Annotated in this window: 19 protein-coding genes and 2 pseudogenes; 19 read left to right on the top strand and 2 right to left on the bottom strand. The window is 71.4% G+C overall.

What is annotated here, in order from left to right:
* Positions 1 to 44 precede the first annotated feature (44 nt).
* The gene (locus FF36_RS14590) at positions 45 to 812 is read right to left on the bottom strand and encodes an alpha/beta fold hydrolase (RefSeq protein ID WP_242422508.1); all 768 of its coding nucleotides are present in this window, start codon (positions 810 to 812) and stop codon (positions 45 to 47) included.
* A gap of 514 nt (positions 813 to 1326) precedes the next feature.
* Positions 1327 to 1764: a hypothetical protein gene (locus FF36_RS14585; RefSeq protein ID WP_044885615.1), complete on the bottom strand. Its 438-nt coding sequence runs from the start codon at positions 1762 to 1764 to the stop codon at positions 1327 to 1329.
* A gap of 758 nt (positions 1765 to 2522) precedes the next feature.
* Here FF36_RS14585 and FF36_RS37940 point away from each other — a divergent pair.
* The 19 genes and pseudogenes from FF36_RS37940 to FF36_RS14500 form a co-directional block, all read left to right on the top strand.
* Positions 2523 to 2662: pseudogene (locus FF36_RS37940) on the top strand (homocitrate synthase); the annotation flags it as partial.
* Between the two features lies 1 nt (position 2663).
* On the top strand, positions 2664 to 3737 hold a 1074-nt coding region (gene nifV, locus FF36_RS14580; protein ID WP_242422507.1), incomplete at its 5' end, for a homocitrate synthase.
* Positions 3738 to 3916: 179 nt separating this feature from the next.
* A complete protein-coding gene (nifH, locus tag FF36_RS14575; protein ID WP_044885613.1) occupies positions 3917 to 4780 on the top strand; it encodes a nitrogenase iron protein in 864 nt (287 codons plus the stop codon).
* A gap of 49 nt (positions 4781 to 4829) precedes the next feature.
* Complete coding sequence (nifD, locus tag FF36_RS14570; RefSeq protein ID WP_044885612.1) at positions 4830 to 6290, top strand: nitrogenase molybdenum-iron protein alpha chain; 1461 nt, start codon at positions 4830 to 4832, stop codon at positions 6288 to 6290.
* Between the two features lie 269 nt (positions 6291 to 6559).
* A complete protein-coding gene (nifK, locus tag FF36_RS14565) occupies positions 6560 to 8122 on the top strand; it encodes a nitrogenase molybdenum-iron protein subunit beta (protein ID WP_044885611.1) in 1563 nt (520 codons plus the stop codon).
* A 211-nt stretch (positions 8123 to 8333) separates the two neighbouring features.
* Positions 8334 to 9704, top strand: a complete 1371-nt coding sequence (gene nifE / locus FF36_RS14560) for a nitrogenase iron-molybdenum cofactor biosynthesis protein NifE (protein ID WP_044885610.1) — start codon at positions 8334 to 8336, stop codon at positions 9702 to 9704.
* The gene (locus tag FF36_RS14555) at positions 9704 to 11368 is read left to right on the top strand and encodes a nitrogenase component 1 (protein WP_044885609.1); all 1665 of its coding nucleotides are present in this window, start codon (positions 9704 to 9706) and stop codon (positions 11366 to 11368) included. Before nifE ends, FF36_RS14555 begins: the two co-directional genes overlap by 1 nt.
* On the top strand, positions 11362 to 11793 hold the full coding sequence (gene nifX, locus FF36_RS14550) for a nitrogen fixation protein NifX (RefSeq protein WP_044885608.1): 432 nt from the start codon (positions 11362 to 11364) through the stop codon (positions 11791 to 11793). The genes FF36_RS14555 and nifX overlap by 7 nt, the downstream gene beginning before the upstream one ends.
* Complete coding sequence (locus tag FF36_RS14545) at positions 11790 to 12233, top strand: NifX-associated nitrogen fixation protein (RefSeq protein WP_044885607.1); 444 nt, start codon at positions 11790 to 11792, stop codon at positions 12231 to 12233. The genes nifX and FF36_RS14545 overlap by 4 nt, the downstream gene beginning before the upstream one ends.
* Complete coding sequence (locus FF36_RS14540; RefSeq protein ID WP_044885606.1) at positions 12223 to 12471, top strand: CCE_0567 family metalloprotein; 249 nt, start codon at positions 12223 to 12225, stop codon at positions 12469 to 12471. The genes FF36_RS14545 and FF36_RS14540 overlap by 11 nt, the downstream gene beginning before the upstream one ends.
* Complete coding sequence (nifW, locus tag FF36_RS14535) at positions 12468 to 12866, top strand: nitrogenase-stabilizing/protective protein NifW (protein WP_044885605.1); 399 nt, start codon at positions 12468 to 12470, stop codon at positions 12864 to 12866. Before FF36_RS14540 ends, nifW begins: the two co-directional genes overlap by 4 nt.
* The gene (locus FF36_RS14530; RefSeq protein ID WP_044885604.1) at positions 12863 to 13441 is read left to right on the top strand and encodes a nitrogen fixation protein NifZ; all 579 of its coding nucleotides are present in this window, start codon (positions 12863 to 12865) and stop codon (positions 13439 to 13441) included. Before nifW ends, FF36_RS14530 begins: the two co-directional genes overlap by 4 nt.
* Complete coding sequence (gene nifB / locus FF36_RS14525) at positions 13438 to 14970, top strand: nitrogenase cofactor biosynthesis protein NifB (RefSeq protein ID WP_044885603.1); 1533 nt, start codon at positions 13438 to 13440, stop codon at positions 14968 to 14970. Before FF36_RS14530 ends, nifB begins: the two co-directional genes overlap by 4 nt.
* Positions 14967 to 15263: pseudogene (locus FF36_RS37935) on the top strand (iron-sulfur cluster assembly accessory protein); the annotation flags it as partial. The gene nifB and the pseudogene FF36_RS37935, both read left to right, overlap by 4 nt.
* 1 nt (position 15264) lies before the next feature.
* A partial coding sequence (locus tag FF36_RS39985) for a NifU family protein (RefSeq protein ID WP_277912935.1) occupies positions 15265 to 15587 on the top strand: 323 nt, incomplete at its 5' end.
* Between the two features lie 260 nt (positions 15588 to 15847).
* Positions 15848 to 16681, top strand: a complete 834-nt coding sequence (locus FF36_RS14515; protein ID WP_044885601.1) for a HesA/MoeB/ThiF family protein — start codon at positions 15848 to 15850, stop codon at positions 16679 to 16681.
* Positions 16678 to 18123: a cysteine desulfurase family protein gene (locus FF36_RS14510; RefSeq protein WP_044885667.1), complete on the top strand. Its 1446-nt coding sequence runs from the start codon at positions 16678 to 16680 to the stop codon at positions 18121 to 18123. The genes FF36_RS14515 and FF36_RS14510 overlap by 4 nt, the downstream gene beginning before the upstream one ends.
* Before the next feature lie 84 nt (positions 18124 to 18207).
* Positions 18208 to 20259: a 2-oxoacid:acceptor oxidoreductase subunit alpha gene (locus FF36_RS14505; protein ID WP_044885600.1), complete on the top strand. Its 2052-nt coding sequence runs from the start codon at positions 18208 to 18210 to the stop codon at positions 20257 to 20259.
* Positions 20256 to 21338 carry a 2-oxoacid:ferredoxin oxidoreductase subunit beta gene (locus FF36_RS14500; protein WP_044885599.1) on the top strand — a complete coding sequence of 361 codons (1083 nt, stop codon included), beginning with the start codon at positions 20256 to 20258 and terminating at the stop codon, positions 21336 to 21338. Before FF36_RS14505 ends, FF36_RS14500 begins: the two co-directional genes overlap by 4 nt.
* The last annotated feature ends 253 nt before the right edge of the window (positions 21339 to 21591 follow it).

Raw genomic sequence — 21591 nt, 5'->3', positions numbered from 1 at the left:
TGCCTATTGATCAGTAAGCGGGTGGAACGAAGGGAAACCGCTGATCAGTGGGGCCCGGACGGGCCAAGGACCGTGTCGGCGTAGGAAAGCAGCCGGGCGGTGACGTCGGCCGGGTTGGCCAGCGCGACGATGTGGCCGCCAGTGATCTCGTCGGCCTCGAGGCCCAGGCGTTCGCGGGCGACGCGGCGCTGGAAGGCCGCCGGGAAGAAGCGGTCGTCCCGGCCGACGAGAACCCGGGTCGGCACCGCGGGCCAGGCGTCGATCGGCAGGCGCGACCCGAAGACCGCCTCCGACTGGGCGGGCTCGCCCGCCATCGCCTCCGCGGCCAGCGGGGCCGGCAGGTCGTGGAAGAAGTACGTCCTGGCGTCGAAGTCCGCGTCCGGCGGCCGGCCGGCACGGGTGTCCGACGCGCGCCGGGCCGCCGGCTGGCCGGTCGCCTCCCACCATTCGCCTGGTGTCTCGCCGGGCAGCGGGATCATGCCGTTGACCAGGGCGATCAGCGACACCGGCAGCCGCTCGCACACCAGCGGCGCGACGAAGGCGCCCAGGGAGGCCGCGACCACCACCACCTCGCCGCTGCCGGACGGGGCGTGGCCGGCCCCGTCGACGCCCGGCCGGACCGCGGCCGCGGTCACCGCGGCGACCGTCGCGTCAGCGTACTCGGGCAGGCCGGCACTCTCGTCCGCGGCGGGGAGGTCGACGGCGACGACGGTCCCGCCCGTCTCGCACAGCCCGCGCGCCACGAGGTGCCAGTACCAGGACGCGCCCCCCGCACCGGGGATGAGCACCCAGGTCACACGCGCCGCGGCCACGGCGCCTGCTCGGCCGGTACCCGTCATCATTGCCTCCCGCCAGGAGCCTGAGGAAGGGTCTACTCCTACGACCGAGCGGATCGCAAGCCACGCACCGCCGGGCACGGCGGCGCAGGGCAGGGCGGGACGGGACAGCAGCGGGCAGGGCTGCACCGGGCAGGCCGGGGACCGGGTCGGGAGGGAGGCGCGCAGGAATGACGCCTGTGGCGGCGGCCGACGCAGGGCAGGGGTCAACCGACCGTCGGATCCGTGCCGGGCGAGGCGTCGGATCGACACGATCGGTGATCTATGGGCGGTGTTCGGCCCGGATCCCGCGGGCGGGTAGGGCTCGTGGTCGGACGGTGACCCAGGCTTTCTCTCGCAGCGGCGCACGAGGTCGCCACTCCGAGAGAAAGCCCGTGGTAGCCGCCGTCCCCAGGCCCGCGCCGGTGGCTGCGATCTCCGGGCCGAGTCGACGGGCAGGCGGTGCCTCGGCGATCGGCGAGAATCGCTGAGGGTGCCGCCTACCGGTCGTTTACGGCAGTGGACGCATGCAGTCCCGGCATCGGTCGTTCAGGATCGACAGGAGCTCGACCGCCTTCAGCGAGGCGTCACGCACCTTGGCGATGTCCTGCGACGAGTTCAGCCGGATCAGGGCGGTCTCGGCCCCGTCCGAGGCGCCTTCGCGGACGGCTTCCACGATCTCGGCCGCGGGGGTGCCGTACTGGAAGAGCAGGATCTCCTTGTCCTGGTATGCCGGCAGCTCCATGGGTAGGTGACCGAGGCCGATGCCCGCGAGGTTGCGGCTGAGGATCTGCCGCACGTTCGTCCCGAGCCGGCCGTAGCCACCGATCTCCCGCAGCATGCCCATGGTGGTCCTGAAGACTCCGTTGTTCCCCACCACGGCTGACCGCAGGTCCTCCCAGCTCCCGGGGGCGTCGGTCGGCACACCGATCATCTGCGCCTCCGACATCTCTACCATCCCGGCTGGCAACCGAAGTACCCCGCGTATACGTGTACCGACACGCCCAGCTCCTTCCGCTTCCCCGGGGGAAAGCACTGCGTGCTGCCGGGCCGGCCTCGCCCGGCTTCGCCCGGCGTCTTTTTGTTATCCATAAGATATCCGACCCGCTCGGCGAGGTCCAACCCGGGAAGAAGTTCAAGGGTTTCGATAACGTTAACCCTTGCTGCACAGGCCGATGGTGATGCCATCGGGACGTGCCGATTAGTGCGTACTCCGCACCGCCGCCGTGCCTCCCTCGCGACCCCCTCGCGACCGCCCTGGATTCCCGTCCGTGACATTTGCGCTACGGAAAGGAATCGACCGGGCGGTCCGGTCGGATAACCTGGCGTATGCACGGTCGGACGCATCGGCCGGTGCTCCTTTTCGTCCAGGACGGGCCCGCGCCCTCGGTGAGGTGCGTGACCAGGAGGGCCCCCGGCCGCCCTGGGCGGCCCACCCTCGCCGGGTGAGCTGGGCCACCTCCGGCCCGCACGAAGTCCCCCAAAGAAAAATCCAAGGATAAGTTTTTCCTGGCAGATATCCTTCGAGATATCCCGGCGGAAAAGCTTGCACTCATCCGCCGAGAATACCTGTTAACCCGGAAGTTACCGGCGCTTGCAGCCTCGAAATAATCGCCTCCTAGTCTGATTCATGTCGCCGCCGGACAAACACAGAACCACAGTTCGCGGCGCAGCCCATGGTCTTCAGTCCCGGAGCAACGGCTGGTGATGACAGTGCGAGACCCCCGTTTTCCCAGCTCATCTACCACGGCGATACAGTCGGACGCGGCGATCAAATTCTGCGACACCACGCTCCGCGACGGCGAGCAGGCGCCTGGCGTCGCATTCACCGCGGCCGAGAAACTCGCNATCGCCGCTGCCCTGGACGCCATCGGGGTACACCAGATCGAGGCCGGAATCCCGGCGATGGGTGTCACCGAGCGGGACGTGCTGCGGGAGATCCTCGCAACCGATCCGCACGCGGAGATCGTGGGCTGGTGCCGGGCCGACCACCGCGACGTCGAGGCCGCGGCAAGCTGCGGCCTCGTCACCGCGCACCTGACCATCCCGGTCTCCGACTTGCACCTGAAGAGCAAGTTGGGGCGGGATCGGGCCTGGGCGCGGCTGCGGGTCCGCGACTGTGTCGCGGATGCGACGGACCGCGGGATGCGGGTGAGCGTCGGTTTCGAGGACGCCTCCCGCGCCGACGACGCGTTCGTCACGGACCTGGCGGGCGAACTGCGGGAACTGGGCGTCACCAGGCTGCGCTGGGCCGACACCGTCGGCCTGCTCGACCCGGTGAGCGCGCACGATCGGCTGGGGCGACTGGTCAGGGCGGTCCCGGGGCCGTGGGAGATCCACGCCCACGACGACTTCGGCCTGGCGACGGCCAACACCATCGCCGCCGTCCAGGCGGGGTTCACCTGGGTCAGCACCACCGTGCTCGGCCTGGGCGAACGCGCCGGGAACGCCCCGATCGAAGAGGTCGCGATGGCGCTTCGGCACCTGCTGAAGCTGCCCGTCGACCTGGACACGACGTCGTTTCGCAGCCTCGCCCGGCTGGTGTCGCGGGCCGCACGCCGGCCCCTGCCGGCGGGCAAGGCGGTGGTCGGCGAGTCGGTGTTCGCGCATGAGTCGGGCATCCATGTGCACGGCATCCTGCGCCACCCGGCGACGTACGAGCCGTTCGACCCCGCCGAGGTCGGCGGGCGCCGGCGGCTGGCGATCGGCAAGCACAGCGGGCGGGCCTCGGTGCGCTACGCGCTCGAGCAGTACGGGCTGACCGCCGAGGACGACGAGATCGAACCCCTGCTGGAGCGGGTCCGTGCCGCCGCCACCCAGCACAAGCGCGGCCTTCACGGCCGCGACTTCCAAGAGCTTCTCGGGCGGGTAGAGATGCCGACCCCCCGAGCGGAGGCCCCCCGGCGCGAAGAGCAGGTCTGACCGACCTGCCCGCGCCAGCGGGCTCGTACGACCAGCACCACGGTAGTGCCGACGTCCCGGTCCAATCCGACCGGCGGCACGTCCGGCAGCTCGCGGGCCGACCGGCCCGGCCAGCCCGATCGGCATGGCCGAGCCCCGGTGACCGCGCGCCGGGCAACCGTCCCAAGGAGGAGCACCGCATGCGCCAGATCGCCTTCTACGGCAAGGGTGGTATTGGCAAGTCCACCACCCAGCAGAACACCATGGCGGCCATGGCCGAGATGGGCCAGCGGGTCATGATCGTCGGGTGTGACCCGAAGGCTGACTCGACCCGCCTGATCCTGCACTCGAAGGCGCAGACCTCCGTCATCCAGCTCGCGGCCGAGAAGGGTTCGGTCGAGGACCTGGAGCTCGACGAGGTGCTCGTCGAGGGCCAGTGGGGCATCAAGTGCGTCGAGTCCGGTGGCCCGGAGCCGGGCGTCGGCTGCGCCGGCCGTGGCGTCATCACCTCCATCACCTACCTGGAGGAGGCCGGCGCGTACGAGAACCTCGACTTCGTGACCTACGACGTCCTCGGTGACGTTGTGTGTGGTGGCTTCGCGATGCCGATCCGCCAGGGCAAGGCGCAGGAGATCTACATCGTCACCTCCGGCGAGATGATGGCGATGTACGCGGCGAACAACATCGCCCGAGGCATCCTGAAGTACGCGCACTCCGGCGGCGTCCGGCTCGGCGGGCTCATCTGCAACAGCCGCAAGACCGACCGCGAGGACGAGCTGATCATGGAGCTCGCCCGCCGCCTCAACACCCAGATGATCCACTTCATCCCGCGTAACAACGTCGTGCAGCACGCCGAGCTGCGCCGGATGACGGTCATCGAGTACGACCCGAAGAACAGCCAGGCCGACGAGTACCGCCAGCTCGCCAACAAGATCGTCAACAACGACATGAAGACGATCCCGACCCCGATCACGATGGACGAGCTCGAGGAGCTCCTCATCGACTTCGGGATCATGGCGCAGGAGGACGAGAGCGTGATCGGCAAGGCCGCCGCGGTCGCCTGACGATCCCACGCCCACCTGCACCGACACCGTCGAGGATGAGGTCCCGACCATGACGACGACACCGGCACCCGAGCGGGCCGAGACCGAGGCGATGATCGCCGAGGTTCTGTCTCAGTACCCCAAGAAGGCAGCCAAGTTCCGGGCCAAGCACCTCAAGGCCAACGACCCCGAGGGGTCGAAGGAGTGCGAGGTCAAGTCCAACATCAAGTCCCGGCCCGGGGTCATGACGATCCGCGGCTGCGCCTACGCCGGTTCCAAGGGCGTGGTGTGGGGCCCGGTGAAGGACATGGTCACCATCAGCCACGGCCCGGTCGGCTGCGGTCAGTACTCCTGGGCGACCCGGCGCAACTACGCCCACGGTCACCTTGGCGTCGACAACTTCACGGCAATGCAGATCACGACGGACTTCCAGGAGAAGGACATCGTCTTCGGCGGTGACCCCAAGCTGGAGCAGGTCTGCGACGAGATCGTCGAGCTGTTCCCGCTGGCCAAGGGCATCTCCGTGCAGTCCGAGTGCCCGATCGGTCTGATCGGTGACGACATCGAGGCCGTGGCCAAGAAGTCCTCCAAGAAGCTCGACATCCCGGTCATCCCGGTCCGCTGCGAGGGCTTCCGTGGCGTCAGTCAGTCGCTGGGTCACCACATCGCGAACGACGCTGTTCGCGACCACGTGCTTGGCACCGGTGGCGACTCCTTCGAGCAGACCGACTACGACGTCGCGCTGATCGGTGACTACAACATCGGCGGTGACGCCTGGGCCTCCCGGCGCATCCTCGAGGAGATGGGCCTGCGGGTCATCGCCCAGTGGTCCGGCGACGGCACGATCAACGAGATGGCCTCGACGCACCTGTCGAAGCTCAACCTGATCCACTGCTACCGCTCGATGAACTACATCTGCACCACCATGGAGGAGCGCTTCGGCACCCCGTGGACCGAGTTCAACTTCTTCGGCCCCACGAAGATCATCTCCTCCATGCGCAAGATCGCCGAGTTCTTCGACGATGAGATCAAGGCGAAGACCGAGGCGGCGATCGCCCGGTACCAGGTGCGCTTCGACGAGATCACCAAGGCGTTCCGGCCGCGGCTCGAGGGCAAGCGCGTCATGCTCGCCGTCGGTGGCCTGCGCCCCCGGCACACCATCGGCGCGTACGAGGACCTCGGCATGGAGGTCGTCGGCACCGGCTACGAGTTCGCCCACAAGGACGACTACACCCGGACCTACAGCATGCTCAAGGAAGGCACCGTCCTCTACGACGACCCGACCGCGTTCGAGCTCGAGGAGTTCGCCAAGTTCCTCAAGCCGGACCTGATGGGTGCGGGCGTCAAGGAGAAGTACGTCTTCCACAAGATGGGCATCCCCTTCCGGCAGATGCACTCCTGGGACTACTCCGGGCCCTACCACGGCGTCGACGGCTTCGCGGTCTTCGCCCGGGACATGGACATCGCCATCAACAGCCCGGCCTGGGACCTCCTCGAGGCCCCCTGGTCGAAGGCCGGCGAGGTCGCCTGATCCACCGCCCTCCGGGCACCCGGGCGCGAGGCGCCCAGCAGTAGACGGCCACTTGCCGTAGACGGCCACTCGCAGTAGACGGCCACTCGCCGTAGACGGCCACTCGCAGTAGACGGCCACTTGCAGTAGCTGACCAGTAGTTCATCCAGGCCTGGCCGAACGCAGCCGCCAGCGACCCCGTGACCGGAGAAACGGTCGCTGGCGGCTGCCGCGGCAGGCCTCAAGCCCCACCTGGGGACAAGCCCCACAGGGGAGAGGAGGGACGTCCGGTGACGACGACCCCCGAGCACACCAGCGCGGTCCCGCTGCGGGTCCTTGACCACAACGACATCTTCCGCGACGAGGTCTACCAGAAGCAGTTCGAGGGCAAGCGCGAGTTCGAGAACGCGGCCCCGAAGGAAGAGGTCCAGCGGGTCCTCGACTGGACCCGCGGGTGGGAGTACCGGGAGAAGAACTTCGCCCGGGAGGCCCTGACCGTCAACCCGGCCAAGGCCTGCCAGCCGCTCGGCGCGGTGCTCGCCGCGCTCGGGTTCGAGGGCACCATGCCGCTGGTGCACGGGTCGCAGGGCTGCGTGGCGTACTTCCGCAGCCACTTCGCCCGGCACTTCAAGGAGCCGGTGCCCGCCGCCTCCACCTCGATGACCGAGGACGCCGCCGTGTTCGGCGGGATCAACAACCTCGTCGAGGCGATGGAGAACATCACCGCCCTCTACAAGCCGAAGCACATCGCGGTCAGCACCACGTGCATGGCCGAGGTCATCGGTGAGGACCTGTTCGCCTACATCGGCGCGGCGCGCGAGCAGGAAGCGATCACCCAGGACTTCCCGGTGTCGTACGCCCACACCCCGTCCTTCGTGGGCTCGCACATCACCGGCTACGACGTGATGCTCAAGGGCATCCTCGAGATGCTGGCGAAGTCGCCCGACGCGGACGCGTCGAAGGTGGCGAAGTCCGACAAGGTCCGGCTGAACGTCATCCCCGGGTTCGACACGTACATCGGCAACCACCGCGAGTACAAGCGCATCCTCGAGCTGATGGGCGTCGACCCGCTGATCCTGGGCGACCACTCCAGCTCGCTGGACTCCCCGGCGGACGGCGAGTACGACCTCTACCCGGGCGGCACCCCGCTCGCGGAGGGGGCGCTGGCGAAGTTCAGCCGCGCGAGCCTGGTGCTGCAGGAATCCACGCTGCGCAGGACGGCCGAGTACATCGAGAAGGACTGGAAGCAGGAGACGGTCCTGCTCGAGACCCCGCTCGGGGTCAAGGGCACGGACGCCTTCCTGACCGCGGTCGCCAAGGTCGCGGAGGTCGAGGTCCCGGCGGAGCTGACCGCCGAGCGTGGCCGCCTGGTCGACGCGATCACCGACTCGCACGCCTACGTGCACGGCAAGCGGGTGGCCATCGCCGGCGACCCCGACCTCGTCATCGCGCTGACCCGCTTCGTGCTCGAGCTCGGGATGATCCCGGTGCACATCGTGAGCACGAACGCCGACACCACCTTCAAGGCCCGCATGGAGAAGGTGCTCTCCGCCAGCAAGTTCGGTGAAGAGGCGACCGTGTGGCCGGAGAAGGACCTCTGGCACCTGCGGTCGCTGGTCTTCACCGAGCCGGTCGACCTGCTCATCGGCAGCATGCAGCTCAAGTACATCTCCCGCGAGGCGAACGTGCCGCTGGTCCGGGTCGGATTCCCGATCTTCGACCGGCACCACCTGCACCGGTTCCCGATCATCGGGTACACGGGTGGTCTGCACCTGCTCACCCAGCTCGTCAACACGATCCTCGACGAGATGGACCGCAACGCCCCCGACCACAGCTTCGACGCCGTTCGCTGATCGGCGCCGCGCTGTAGCCGGTCCGGCCCCCAGCCGGGTCCGAACGTGGTCGGCCGGCCGCGCCCACCGCGCTCCCTGCGGCCGGTCGACCACCTCTCGCGGGTCGACCGATGGCGACATCTTCCCCGCGCCGGGTCGATCGGCTCCCTCCCGGGCCGATCGACCCCCTGTCCAGCCTCTCCCGAGGACCGCCCCCTCCCGAGGATGGCCCATGGCTGCTACTGAACGTGCCGCATTGTTCACCGAGACGGCCTGCGACCACAACAACGCCAAGAGCGCCAAGGCTCGCAAGGCGGGCTGCCCCAAGCCCAAGCCGGGTGGTACCTCCGGCGGCTGCACCTTCGACGGGGCGATGATCACCCTCGTCCCGATCACCGACAGCGCCCACCTCGTGCACGGCCCGATCTCCTGCGCCGGCAACTCCTGGGACGGCCGGGGCAGCCTGTCGTCCGGGCCGACGCTGTTCCGCCACGGTTTCACCACCGACATGTCCGAGAACGACGTGGTGCTCGGGGGCGAGCAGCGCCTGTTCGACTCGATCTGTGAGGTCGTCGAGCGGTACGCGCCGCCCGCGGTCTTCGTCTACTCGACCTGCGTCACCGCGATGATCGGCGACGATCTCGGCGCGGTCTGCGCGGCCGCCGCGGAGCAGACCGGGGTGCCGGTGATCCCGGTCGAGGCCCCGGGCTTCGTCGGGAACAAGAACCTCGGCAACAAGATCGCCGGTCAGACCCTGCTGGACCACGTGATCGGCACCGTCGAGCCGGGTGACGTCACCGACCTCGACGTCAACCTCATCGGCGAGTACAACATCGCCGGCGAGCTGTGGGACGTCGTGCCGCTGCTGACCCGGCTGGGGATCCGGGTCCGGTCCTGCATCAGCGGGGACGCCCGCTACCGCGACATCGCCGCCGCCCACCGGGCGAAGGCGACCATGGTCGTCTGCTCCCGGGCGCTGCTGGGCCTCGCCCGCGGCCTGGAGGAGCGCTACGGCATCCCGTGGTTCGAGGGCAGCTTCTACGGCGTCAGCGCGATGGGCGACACCTTGCGGGGCTTCGCCCGTCTGCTCGATGACGACGAGCTCTCCCGCCGCACGGAGGAACTCATCGCCGTCGAGGAGGCGGCCGTCGAGGCCGCGATCGCGCCGTACCGCGCCCGACTGACCGGCCGCAAGGCCGTGCTCTACACCGGCGGCGTCAAGAGCTGGTCGATCGTCTCCGCGTTGCAGGACCTCGGCATCGAGGTCGTCGGCAGCGGCATCACCAAAAGCTCCGACGGCGACGTCGACAAGATCCGCGAGCTGCTCGGCGACGCCAAGATGATCTCCGAGGGGAGCCCGCGGGAACTGCTGCGGGTGGCCGAGGAGACCGGCGCCGACATCCTCGTCGCCGGCGGCCGCAACCAGTACACCGCGCTCAAGGGCCGGTTGCCGTTCCTCGACATCAACCAGGAGCGGCACATCCCCTACGCGGGCTACACCGGCATGGTCGAGTTCGCCCGCCGCCTGGACATGGCGATCGCGAGCCCGGTCTGGGAGCAGGTCCGCCGGCCCGCCCCCTGGGACCTGGTCGGGGCCCACTGATGGCCGAGATCATCACCGGGGAGCGGCGCGCCGCGATCGACCCGCTCAAGTTCAGCCAGCCGCTCGGTGCCGCACTCGTCTTCCTCGGCCTCGCCGACTCGCTGCCGATCATGCATGGGTCGCAGGGCTGCGCGTCGTTCGCCAAGGCCCTGTTGACGCGGCACTTCAACGAGCCGATCCCGCTGCAGACCACGGCGATCAGCGAGGTGACCGCGGTCATGGGCAGCGGGGAGGCCATGGTGGCCACCCTCGACGCCATCCGCAAGAAGCAGCGTCCGGCGATCATCGGCCTGCTCACCACGGGCGTCACCGAGGTCTCCGGGGAGGACATCGGCGGCCAGTTGCGCACCTACCTGGCCACCTGGGCCGACGCCGACGCCGACACCGCGCCGCTGATCATTGGGGTGTCCACCCCGGACTTCCTCGGCGGGCTGTCCGACGGCTGGTCGGCCGCGCTGGAGGCGCTGATCCGGGCGGTGGTGCCCGCGCCGATGACGGCCGAGGCCGGCTCGGACGCGCCGACCGCGCTCATCGCGGCCTCCGCCCCGCCGGCCGCCACCCTCCCCGCCGCCCCGCCGGCCGCCGCCTCGTCGGCCGCCACCATGCTGGCCGGCGCCGCCCGCGCGATCCCCGCCGCGGCGCCGGTCACCACCACCGTCCCGGCCTCGCCCCTGTCCCGGCGGGCCGGTACGACCGACGAGGACGTCGCCGACCGGAATCTGGTCGCCGTCCTCGCCGGTCCCGCCCTCACCGCGGCCGACCTCGACGAGGTCGCCGGGCTGGTCCGGGCGTTCGGGCTCGACCCCGTGCTGGTGCCGGACCTGTCGGCCTCGGTCGACGGCCACCTCGCCCCGGCCTGGCAGCCGACGACGACCGGCGGCGCGGGCCTCGCCGAGCTGCGCTCGCTGCGCCGCGCCGGCGCCGTGCTTGTCGCGGGCGCCACCGCCGCCCCCGCGGGCGAGCTGCTCGCCGCCCGCACCGGCGCCCGACTGCTGCACCACCGGCACCTGTCCGGCCTGACCGAGACGGACGCCCTGGTCGCGGAGCTGATGGCGCACACCGGCCGGACGGCCCCGGAGCAGGTCCGCCGGGCCCGCGCGCGCCTTGCCGACGGCCTGCTCGACGCGCACTTCGTCCTCGGCGGCGTCCGGGTGGCGATCGCCGGCGAGCCCGAGACCCTGCTGGCCGCCGGTTCGCTGCTGCGCGACGTTGGCGCCGAGATCGTGACCGCGGTGTCGCCGACTCCGGCGCCGGCCCTGGCCGACGCGCCGTGGGCCGAGGTCGTCATCGGCGACCTGACCGAATTCGCCGAACGGGCGCAGGCGGCCGGTGCCGAGCTCGTCCTCGGTTCCAGCCACGCCCGGGGAATCGCGGAGCGGATCGGCGCCGCTTTCCTGCCGATCGGATTTCCGATCTTCGACCGGCTTGGGACGGCGTTGGCCGGCACCGCCGGCTACGCCGGCAGCCTGCGGCTGCTGCTCGACGCGGCGAACCGGGTCCTCGACCACGGGCACGCACACGCCCGGCCGGGTCGGCCGCCGCTGCCCGCCTCGCCGGGATCCGCCGCGGCCGGCCACCGGGCCGCCACCGAGATTCCCCAGCAGGGGCGCGCGACGGCAGAACCCGACGAACTCGACAACCTGTTCCAGGAGTCCCCGTGTTGAAGATCGCCTTCGCGACCGGCGACGGCACCGCCGTGGACCAGCACTTCGGCTGGTGCCGACGGTTCGACGTGTACGAGGTCGGCCCCGAGGGGTCACACCTGTTCGAGACCCGGCTGCTCGAGGCGGCGTCGGACGACGAGCAGGACAAGATCGAATCCAGGCTCGCCGCGGTCACGGACTGCGTGATCCTCAACATCGCCGACATCGGCGGGACCGCCGCGGCGAAGGTTGTCAAGGCCAAGATCCACCCGGTGAAGGTGGCCAAGGGCACCAGCGTGGAGGACCTGCTCACCCGCTACGTCGCGACGCTGGCCGGGACCCCGCCGCCCTGGCTGCGCAAGGTCCTCAAGGCCCGCGAGCCGCAGCCGGCCGCGCAGAGCTGGACCCGCAGCGTCGCCGCGGTGCTGAAGGGAGACGCGGCATGAGCGAGGCGAAGGACTTCCTGCGTGACCTGCTCGATCAGGTCCGGGCCGGCGACTCCTACGGCCAGCTCGATCGGTTCTCCGACTCCCAGCTGCTCGCCCCGTTCGTGGTGACCAAGGAGCAGCGCCGCACGATCGCGACCAACTGCGACCTCGATATCGCCACCGCGGCCCGGCTGCGGTCGTTCTACCAGGCCGTCGCCGCCGCCACCGAGAAGGCGACCGGCGCGTTCACCACGACGATTCTCGACCTCAACAGCGAGGGCTTCGGTCGGGTGATCATTTTTGCGGGTCGACTCGTCGTGCTCGACAACGCGCTGCGCGACGTGCAGCGGTTCGGCTTCAACTCGTCCGAGGAGCTCGCCGCCCGTGGCGAGGCCCTGGTGCTCGGCGCGAGCAAGCTGATCGAGCGCTGGAGCGAGGTCGCCCGCGATGACTCCTGAGCCGCCAGCCCCGGACACCGCGAGCCGCGACGCCGAGAACCTCGACGCCGCCGCCGCCCAGCAGCGGCTGCGCAAGCTCCACAGCAAGGCCACCCGACTCAAGCTTGATCTTCACGACCTCGCCGAGGACCTCCCGATCGGCTGGGAGGGCCTGCTCGACGTCGCCCGCCGGACCTATGACGCCTATGCCGAGATCGCCCTGTTGGAGGGCCTGGCCGAGAAGGAGACGTCGCGATGAGCGCGACCACCGACGCCGGCCAACTGGCCGAGTTCAACCGCTGCTCCACCGCGGAGCAGTACTTCGACCTGCTGGAGGTCGACTACGACCCGCGGGTCGTGGCGGTCAACCGGCTGCACATCCTCAAGCACTTCGCCGGCGAACTGGCCAAGCTGCAGGACGCCGGCGCCGACACGGAGAACCCGCGGCATCTCCTGCGTGACTACCGCGACGCGCTCGTCCGCTCCTACGAGGCGTTCACCAACGCCGGCGCGCTGGACCACCGCCTGTTCAAGGTGCTGAAGGATCGCGCGCCGCAGGCGGCGGACTTCGTGCCGACATCCGAGATCACTGTGCAGCGGCCGGGCTCGACCCAGCCATCGGAAACGTCCGAGCGGACGGAGGAGGCCCGATGACCACCAACACCTACGACGTCGGCGACGTCGTCATGGCCGCCAAGGCGCTGCGCAACGACGGCACCTACCCGGACCCGGCGATCTCCATCGGCGAGATCCTGGTCGAGGCCGGCACCCGCGGTCAGGTCATCAACGTCGGCCTGTACCTGCAGGAGCACATCGTCTACGCGATCGCGTTCGAAAACGGCCGCATCGTCGGCGCGCTGGAGCGCGAGCTTGAGGCCGCCGAGGACGCCGAGGACGCGACGCAGGCGGAGCCCGCGGCCACGCCCACCGCCGCCGCGGCGGCGGAGGGCTCGGCCCCGGCCGCCGTCCTGGTGGCCGAGAAGGTGCCGGCCGAGCCCGCGGCGCACGGTGCCGGCGGGCACGCGGCGAAGACCTGCAAGCACGGGTCCGCGAACTGCAAGTCCGCCGCAGCGGACGCCGAGCCCGCGGTACCGAGCACGCCCGCCGAGCCCGCCAAGGCCGCCACCCCGGCCAAGCCCGCCACCCCGGCCAAGCCCGCGCCGCCGGCCAAGCCCGCGGGCAAGACCGTCGGCGCCGGCACGCCCGGCGCGAAGGACGGTCGACGGTGACGGGGGAGCCGGCGTTCGCCGCCGCCCCCGCCGGCGGGCTCCCCCGGCGCAGTGCGCAGGCGCCCGCCTCCGCCGGCGGCTGCAAGACCACGACGAGCTGCGGCACCAGCGCTCCCGTGCAGGACCCGGAGATCGCCGAGAAGATCGCCAACCACCCGTGCTACAGCGCCGAGGCGCACCAGTACTACGCCCGCATGCACGTCGCGGTCGCGCCCGGCTGCAACATCCAGTGCAACTTCTGCAACCGGAAGTTCGACTGCGCCAACGAGAGCCGGCCGGGCGTCACGAGCACCCTGCTGACTCCCGAGGACGCGCTCGCCAAGGTCAAGCTGGTCGCCAGCGAGATCAAGCAGATGAGCGTGCTGGGGATCGCCGGGCCCGGTGACCCGCTGGCGAACCCGAAGCCGACGTTCCGCACGATGGAGCTGGTGGCCCGGGACTGCCCGGACATCAAGCTGTGCCTGTCGACCAACGGCCTGCGCCTGCCGGAGTTCGTCGACCGGATCGCCGACCTCAACGTCGACCACGTGACGATCACGATCAACATGATCGACCCTGAGGTCGGCGAGCGGATCTACCCGTGGGTCGCCTGGCGGGGCAAGCGGTACACCGGCCGGGAGGCCTCGAAGATCCTCTCCGAGCAGCAGCTCGCGGGGCTCGCGGCGCTGACCGAGCGGAAGATCCTCTGCAAGGTCAACTCGGTGATGATCCCCGGGATCAACGACGAGCATCTCGTCGAGGTCTCCCGGACCGTCAAGGGGCTCGGGGCCTTCCTGCACAACGTGATGCCGCTGGTCTCGGCGCCCGAACACGGCACCGTCTTCGGCCTGACCGGCCAGCGCGGCCCGACCCCGCAGGAGCTCAAGGCCCTGCAGGACCGGTGCGAGCAGGACGACGGCGCCGAGATGAACATGATGCGCCACTGCCGGCAGTGCCGCGCCGACGCGGTCGGCCTGCTCGGCGAGGACCGCGGCGACGAGTTCCTGCCCGAGACGTTCCAGGGCCGCGAGATCGTCTACGACCTCGCCGGCCGCCAGCAGGCGCACGAGGAGATCGAGCGCTGGCGCACCGAGGTCGCCGCGACCCGGCAGACCCTCAACATCGCCACCGGCGCGCGCACCCCCGACGTGCCGGCGGCCGAGCCCGTGCGGCCGGCCGAGGTCGTCCTCGTCGCGGTCGCCACCAAGGGCAGCGGCGTCGTCAACCAGCACTTCGGCCACGCCGGCGAGTTCTGGATCTACGAGGCCGGCCCCGGCTGGGCCCGTCTCGTGCAGACCCGCGACGTCGACCGCTACTGCAACGGCCCGTCGGACTGCGACGAGGACGCCTCCAAGCTCGACCGCACCATCGAGATGTTGTCCGACTGCGCCGCTGTGCTGTGCAGCAAGATCGGCCTCGGGCCGCGCGAGGCGCTCGAGGAGGCCGGCATCGAACCGGTCGAGATCTATGACCTGATCGACAAGGCGGTGGCCGAAATCGGCGCCCGCCTCGTCACGGACCGCGCCCCAGCGGAGGTAGGCACCCCATGACCGCGACCGCCACCGTCATCGAACTGACCGACAAGGCCGTGGCGCAGGTGCGTCACCTGCTCGGCTCGACCCCGGGCACCGAGGGCTTCGCCCTGCGCATCGGCGTCGACCCGGGCGGCTGCTCCGGCTACACCTACAAGCTGGCGCTCGTGCCCGGCGCCGAGACCGGCGACGTCGTGCTGCCGCAGGACGGCTTCGACGTCGTCGTGCACACGACGAGCGTCGACCTGCTGCGCGGGATGCGGGTCGACTACACCGAGACGCTGACCTCCTCCGGCTTCACCTTCGCCAACNCGAACGCGAAGAGCTCCTGCGGCTGTGGGTCGTCGTTCGGCTCGTCCGACGATCCCGAGCGCACCGCGGCCGACGCGAAGCTGCGCGAACAGGTCGAGGAGATCATGGAGGAGATCCGCCCGATGCTGCGCGGGGACGGCGGGGACGCCGAGGTCGTCGCCGTCCTCGCCGGGGGCGGTCAGCCCGGCTCCGCCGAGGTGCACCTGCGCCTGACCGGCGCCTGCGGCGGCTGCTCCAGCGCGAACGCGACGCTGACCGGCGTGATCGAGGCCCGACTCAGGCAGCAGCTGCCGGAGATCGGCCGGGTCGCGCTGGTCGCCTGACCGCCCCGCCCGGACGGGGGTGACGGCATCGGATGGCCGCGGGTCCGCGGACCTGCCGGCCATCCGGAGCCGCCCCCCCCGGCGGACACCCCGCCCGACCGGGCCGCCCTGGCCCTGATCCCGCCCCTGGCTCTGGCCCTGACCACGGCCCTGACCCCGCCGATGGTCCTGTTCCACCTCTGACCCTGTTCCGCCCCTGGCCCTGACCCGCCTGACCAGTGCGCCTTTCCACCCGTCCTGCCGAATCCGCGGAGAGCTCGATGGTCACTGCTCGGTCTCACTCTCACCCGCGCCTGCGGTCGATGTGCCCCGGCCCGCCTGCGCGGATCCTGCCCGTCCAGGCGGCCCCGCCCGCGGCCGAGACGTCCCGGCGCTTCGACCGGCAGTTGACCATCCCCGGCTTCGGGGTGGCGGCCCAGCGGCGGTTGAGTCGGGCGACGGTGCTGGTGGCCGGCGTCGGCGGCGTCGGCGGGGCGGCCGCGACCTACCTGGCCGCCGCGGGGGTCGGACGCCTCATCCTGATCCACCCGGGCGACCTGGAGGAGCCCGACCTGAACCGGCAGACGCTCATGCGGCCGGAGCGGGTCGGCGAGCCTCGGGTCTTCTGCGCGGCGGACACCCTGCGCGCCCACCACCCGGGCGTCGAGATCGTGGCGGTGGACCGCGACCTCGCGGACCCGGCCGTGCCCGGCCTGATCGCCGAGGCGGACGTCGTCGTCGACGCCCGGCACAACTTCCCCGAGCGGTATCTGATCAACCGGCTGTGCGTGCGGGCGGAGGTGCCGCTGGTCGTCGCCGCGATGAACGCCACCGAGGCGTACCTGATGGTGGTCCGGCCGGGGGAGCCGTGCCTGCGCTGCGTGTTCGGCGAGGGCGACCCGGCCTGGGAACCGCTCGGCTTCCCGGTGCTCGGCGCCGTCGCGGGCACGGTGGGCTGCCTGGCCGCGACGGAGGCGCTCAAGGTCGCCGGCGGATTCGCCGAGCCGGCGGTCGGCCGCCTCGTCCATCTCGACCTGTGGGACGTCGACCTGCGCACCCCGCGGACCCGGCGCGACCCGGCCTGCCCGGACTGCGGCCCGGGGGGCACGCCGTGATCTACCTCGACCACAACGCGACGACGCCGGTCGACCCCGAGGTCCTCAACGCCATGCTGCCGCTGCTGCGGGAGCATTTCGCCAACCCGGCGAGCCCGCACTCGGCCGGTCAGGCCGTCGCCCGGCTCGTCGAACGGGCCCGTCGCGACGTCGCCATCCTGGCCGGCGCGCGCCCGCGCGACGTGGTGTTCACCAGCGGTGCGACCGAGGCGGCCAACCTGGCGATCGCCGGGGTGCTCGCCACGGCGCCGGCGAACCGGCGGCGCGTCCTGGTCGGGGCCACCGAGCACCCGGCCGTCCTCGCCGCGGCGCACGCCGCCGCCGACCTGCACGGGGGCAGCGTGCAGACCGTCCGGGTGCATCCGAGCGGCGCCATCGACCTGGCCCATCTGCGCGCGCTGCTGCACCCCGTGCCGCCGCCCACTGCCGGGCCGCCGCCCACTGCCGTGCCGCCGCCCACTGCCGGGCCGGCCGCGGATCCCGAGGGCTCAGGGGGCTCCCGGGGCCGCGGCGAGGCCGGCGAGGCCGACGAGGTCGCGCTGGTCGCGGTCATGGCGGCCAACAACGAGACGGGGACGCTCAACGATCCCCGACCGGTCGCCGCCCTCGCCCACGAGGCCGGAGCCCTGTTCCTGTGCGACGTCACCCAGGCGTTCGGCCGCATCCCGGTCTCGGTGACAGAGACGGGGATCGACTTCGCCACCGCGTCCGCGCACAAGATCTACGGTCCCAAGGGCACCGGCGCGCTGATCGCCGGCCGGTCGGCGCGGGCACGCCTCGTGCCGCTGATCCACGGCGGCGGGCAGGAACGCGGCCTGCGCGCGGGCACCCTCAACACTCCCGGCATTGTCGGCTTCGGCGCCGCGGCCCGCATCGCCGCGGCGATGATGGACGACGAGGCCACCCGGCACCGGGCCCAGACGGAGTTGCTGTTCGACCTGCTCGTCGGCTGGCTCGGCCTGAGTGCCCTGGAGGTCAACGGGCCGGTCGAGGACGGCACCGGCCGGCCTGGCCCGATCCGGCTGCCGAACACGCTGAACCTGCGCTTCGTCGACGCCGATGCCGACGCCGTCCAGTCCTGCCTGCCGGACGTGGCGGTGTCCGCGGGCTCCGCCTGCCACGGCGGCGGGAACGAACCGTCCCCGGTGCTGCTGGCGATGGGCCGCTCGGCGACCGCCGCGCGGGAGAGCCTGCGGTTCAGCGTGGGCCGGTTCACCACCGTCGACCAGATCCACGCCGCCGCCGCGACGGTGGCCCGCGCCGTGCTGCGCGTGCAGTCCCTGCGGGCGGTCGGGTCCGGCGAGGTCCCCCAGCCCGCCGAGCCCGCCGGGTCCGAGCGGCCGGGTGCGAGCGGCCGGCCCCCCGCCGGCTGGTCCGACCCGGTCACCCCGCCCCCGGGGCGGACCCCGGAACTACCCGTTCCCCGATCTGCCCTGCCCTGAATGACCGGCCCGCGCTGCCAGTCTCGCCACGTCGTGGTCCTGGCACTCCCGGCGCGGGATCGCGACGTTGAGATGAGGTCCCTCATGCCCACCGAGCAGTTGTCCGAACGGCCCGAAGGGGCCAGACGGCTGGAGAACGTGGTGATCCGCTTCGCCGGCGACTCCGGCGACGGGATGCAGCTCACCGGTGACCGGTTCGGCGCCCAGGCGGCCGCGATCGGTAACGACGTGGCGACGCTGCCGAACTACCCGGCGGAGATCCGCGCCCCAGCGGGCACCGTGGCCGGCGTGTCGAGCTACCAGCTCCACATCGCCGACCACGACATCCGGACCCCCGGTGACCAGCCTGACGTCCTCGTCGCCATGAACCCCGCGGCGCTCAAGGCCAACGTCGCCGAGCTGCGCCCCGGCGGCGTCATCATCCTGGACACCGACGCGTTCACGGTGCTGGGCCTCGAAAAGGCCGGCTACGACGTCGACCCGCTGACCGACGGCTCGCTGGACGCCTTCCAGGTGCACGCCGTCAACCTGACCGGGTTCGCCGCGGCCGCCGTCGCCGATCACAACCTCAAGCGCAAGGACGCCGCGCGGACGAAGAATATGTTCGCCCTCGGCCTGGTGTCCTGGATGTTCAGCCAGCCGATCGAGGACACGATCGCCTACCTGCACAAGCGCTTCGCCTCGAAGCCCGATGTGCAGGCCGCGAACGTCTCCGCGCTGCGCGCCGGCTGGATCTACGGCGAGTCGACCGAGGCCTTCGCGAACGTCTACGAGGTGAAGCCGGCCCCGCTCCCGGCTGGCACCTACCGGCACATGAAGGGCAACAAGGCCGTCGCGTACGGCCTGGTGGCTGCGGCGCATCAGGCCGCGATGCCGCTGTTCCTCGGCGCCTACCCGATCACCCCGGCGTCGGAGATCCTGCACGAGCTGTCCGCGCTGGCCTCGTTCGACGTGCGGTCCTTCCAGGCCGAGGACGAGATCGCGGCCATCGGCGCGGCGATCGGCGCGTCCTTCGCCGGCATGCTCGGCGTGACCGTCACCTCCGGGCCCGGGATGGCGCTCAAGGCCGAGGCGCTCGGCCTCGCGGTGATCATGGAGCTCCCGCTCGTCATCGTCAACGTGCAGCGCGGTGGGCCGTCCACCGGCCTGCCGACCAAGACCGAGCAGTCCGACCTGCTGCAGGCGCTCTACGGCCGGCACGGCGAGGCGCCGATGCCGGTGATCGCCGTGCGCTCGGCGGCGGACGGCTTCGACGCCGCGATGGAAGCCGCGCGGATCGCGCTGGCCTACCGCACGCCGGTCATCCTGCTCTCCGACGCCTACATCGCCAACGGCAGCGAGCCCTGGCGGGTCCCCGAGGTCGAGGAGCTGCCGTTCATCGGGATCGACCTGGCGACCGAGCCGAACGCGGTCGACGCGGAGGGCAACCCGGTCTTCCTGCCCTACGCGCGTGACCCGATCACCCTCGCCCGGCCGCTGGCGATCCCGGGCACCCCGGGGCTGACCCACCGGATCGGCGGCCTGGAGAAGGCCGACCTCACCGGCGCGGTGTCCTACGACCCGGACAACCACGACCTCATGATCCGGACTCGGCAGTCGAAGATCGACAACATCGACGTGCCGCCGCTGGAGGTCGACGACCCGAGCGGTCCGCCCGGATCCGGTGCGGACGTGCTCGTGATCGGCTGGGGTTCCACGTGGGGCCCGATCGGGGAGGCCTGCCGGGAGGTGCGGGCGCAGGGCATGAAGGTCGCCCAGGCGCACCTGCGCCACATCGCGCCGCTGCCGGCGAACGTCGCCTCGGTGCTCTCCGAGTACCACACCGTGCTCGTGCCCGAGATGAACCTCGGGCAGCTCGCCGGCCACCTGCGCCGCGAAACCCTGATCGACACCGTCGGTTACAACCAGACCCGCGGGATGCCGTTCCGGACGGCGGAGCTCGCCTCCGTCATCACCCGGGTCATCCAGGGAATCGACGCCGACTCCGACACCGCGCCGGACGCGGCCACGAAGCCGGTCGGCGACGTCGGCGCGCGCCTCGCGGCCCGGTCGGAGGCGGCGTCGACGAAGTCCGCGGCCCACACCGGCACCCCCACTGGTACCCAGCACGACGCAACCCGGGAGGCGGGACGATGAGCACGGTCAACGGAAAGGCCGAGGAGCCGGCCGGCGCGAGCGGCCGGCGGGCGCCCACGGTGGCGGACTTCACCACCGGCCAGGAGGTCCGTTGGTGCCCCGGCTGCGGGGACCACGCGATCCTGTCGACGATGCGCGGGCTGCTGCCGGCCCTCGGCGTCCCGCCCGAGAACACCGTGGTGGTGTCGGGCATCGGCTGCTCCTCGCGGCTGCCGTACTACCTCGACACCTACGGCATCCACTCCATCCACGGTCGGGCGCCGTCGTTCGCAACCGGCATCTCGATCAACCGCCCGGACCTGTCGGTCTGGGTCGTCACCGGTGACGGCGACGCGCTGGCCATCGGCGGCAACCACCTGATCCACGCGCTGCGGCGCAACGTGAACCTCAAGATCCTGTTGCTCAACAACGAGATCTACGGCCTCACCAAGGGGCAGGCCTCGCCGACGTCCAAGGTCGGCACGATCGGCCCGTCGAGCCCGTTCGGCTCGCTCGACAACCCGTTCAACCCGGTCGCGCTCGCGCTCGGCGCCGGGGCGACGTTCGTGGCCCGCACGCTCGACTCCGACCGTCGCCACCTCACGGCGACGCTGACCGCCGCCGCGGCGCACAAGGGCGCGGCGCTGGTGGAGATCCGCCAGGGCTGCCCGACGTTCAGCGCGATTCCCCGCCAGGGCGGCCGGGGCGCCGCCCAGGCGGCCCCCGCGGAGCCGGACAACCCGGGTGCGCCCGAGCACGGCCCGATCCGGCTCTCGCCCGGCCTGCCGATCGTCTTCGGCACCAACGAGCAGTGGGGCGTGATCCGCGACCCGAGCACCGGTGAGCTGGGCATCGGTCACGGCGGCGACTCCCGCGTCGTCGTCCACGACCCGGGCACCCAGAACTCGACCTACGCCTACGCGTTGGCCCGCCTGGCGGAGACGTCGCTCGCCGAGCCGCCGATCGGGGTGTACCGGTCGGTCTCCCAGCCGAGCTTCGACCAGCTCTACCAGGAGCGGCTGGCGACGGCTCGCCCCGGCGGCCGTGGTGATCTGCGGACGCTGCTCAAGGGCACCGACTCCTGGACGCACGCCGGCTAGCACCCAGATCGCCGGCCGGGGAGCTGCGCCCCCGGTCGGGGCGGACGGGCGGCCGGGCGGACCGCCCGTCCCGCGATGTGAGGGGACCAGGCCGACTCCGGTCGGCCTGGTCCCCTCGTGTGCGTGCCCGCCCTCTGGTGTGCGCTGGCTCCAGGTGTGCCCTAGTAGACCGTCGCTGTTTAGTTCTGGGGTGTGGCAGGCTGGTGTTGGCAGATCTTCCTCGTCCCCTCTGCCGGTCAGGACAAGTCATGCC

Origin of the sequence: Frankia torreyi (genome assembly GCF_000948395.1) — a bacterium.
In the GTDB taxonomy this organism is placed as follows: Bacteria; Actinomycetota; Actinomycetes; order Frankiales; family Frankiaceae; genus Frankia; species Frankia torreyi.
This window is presented reverse-complemented; position numbering and strand designations above follow the sequence as displayed.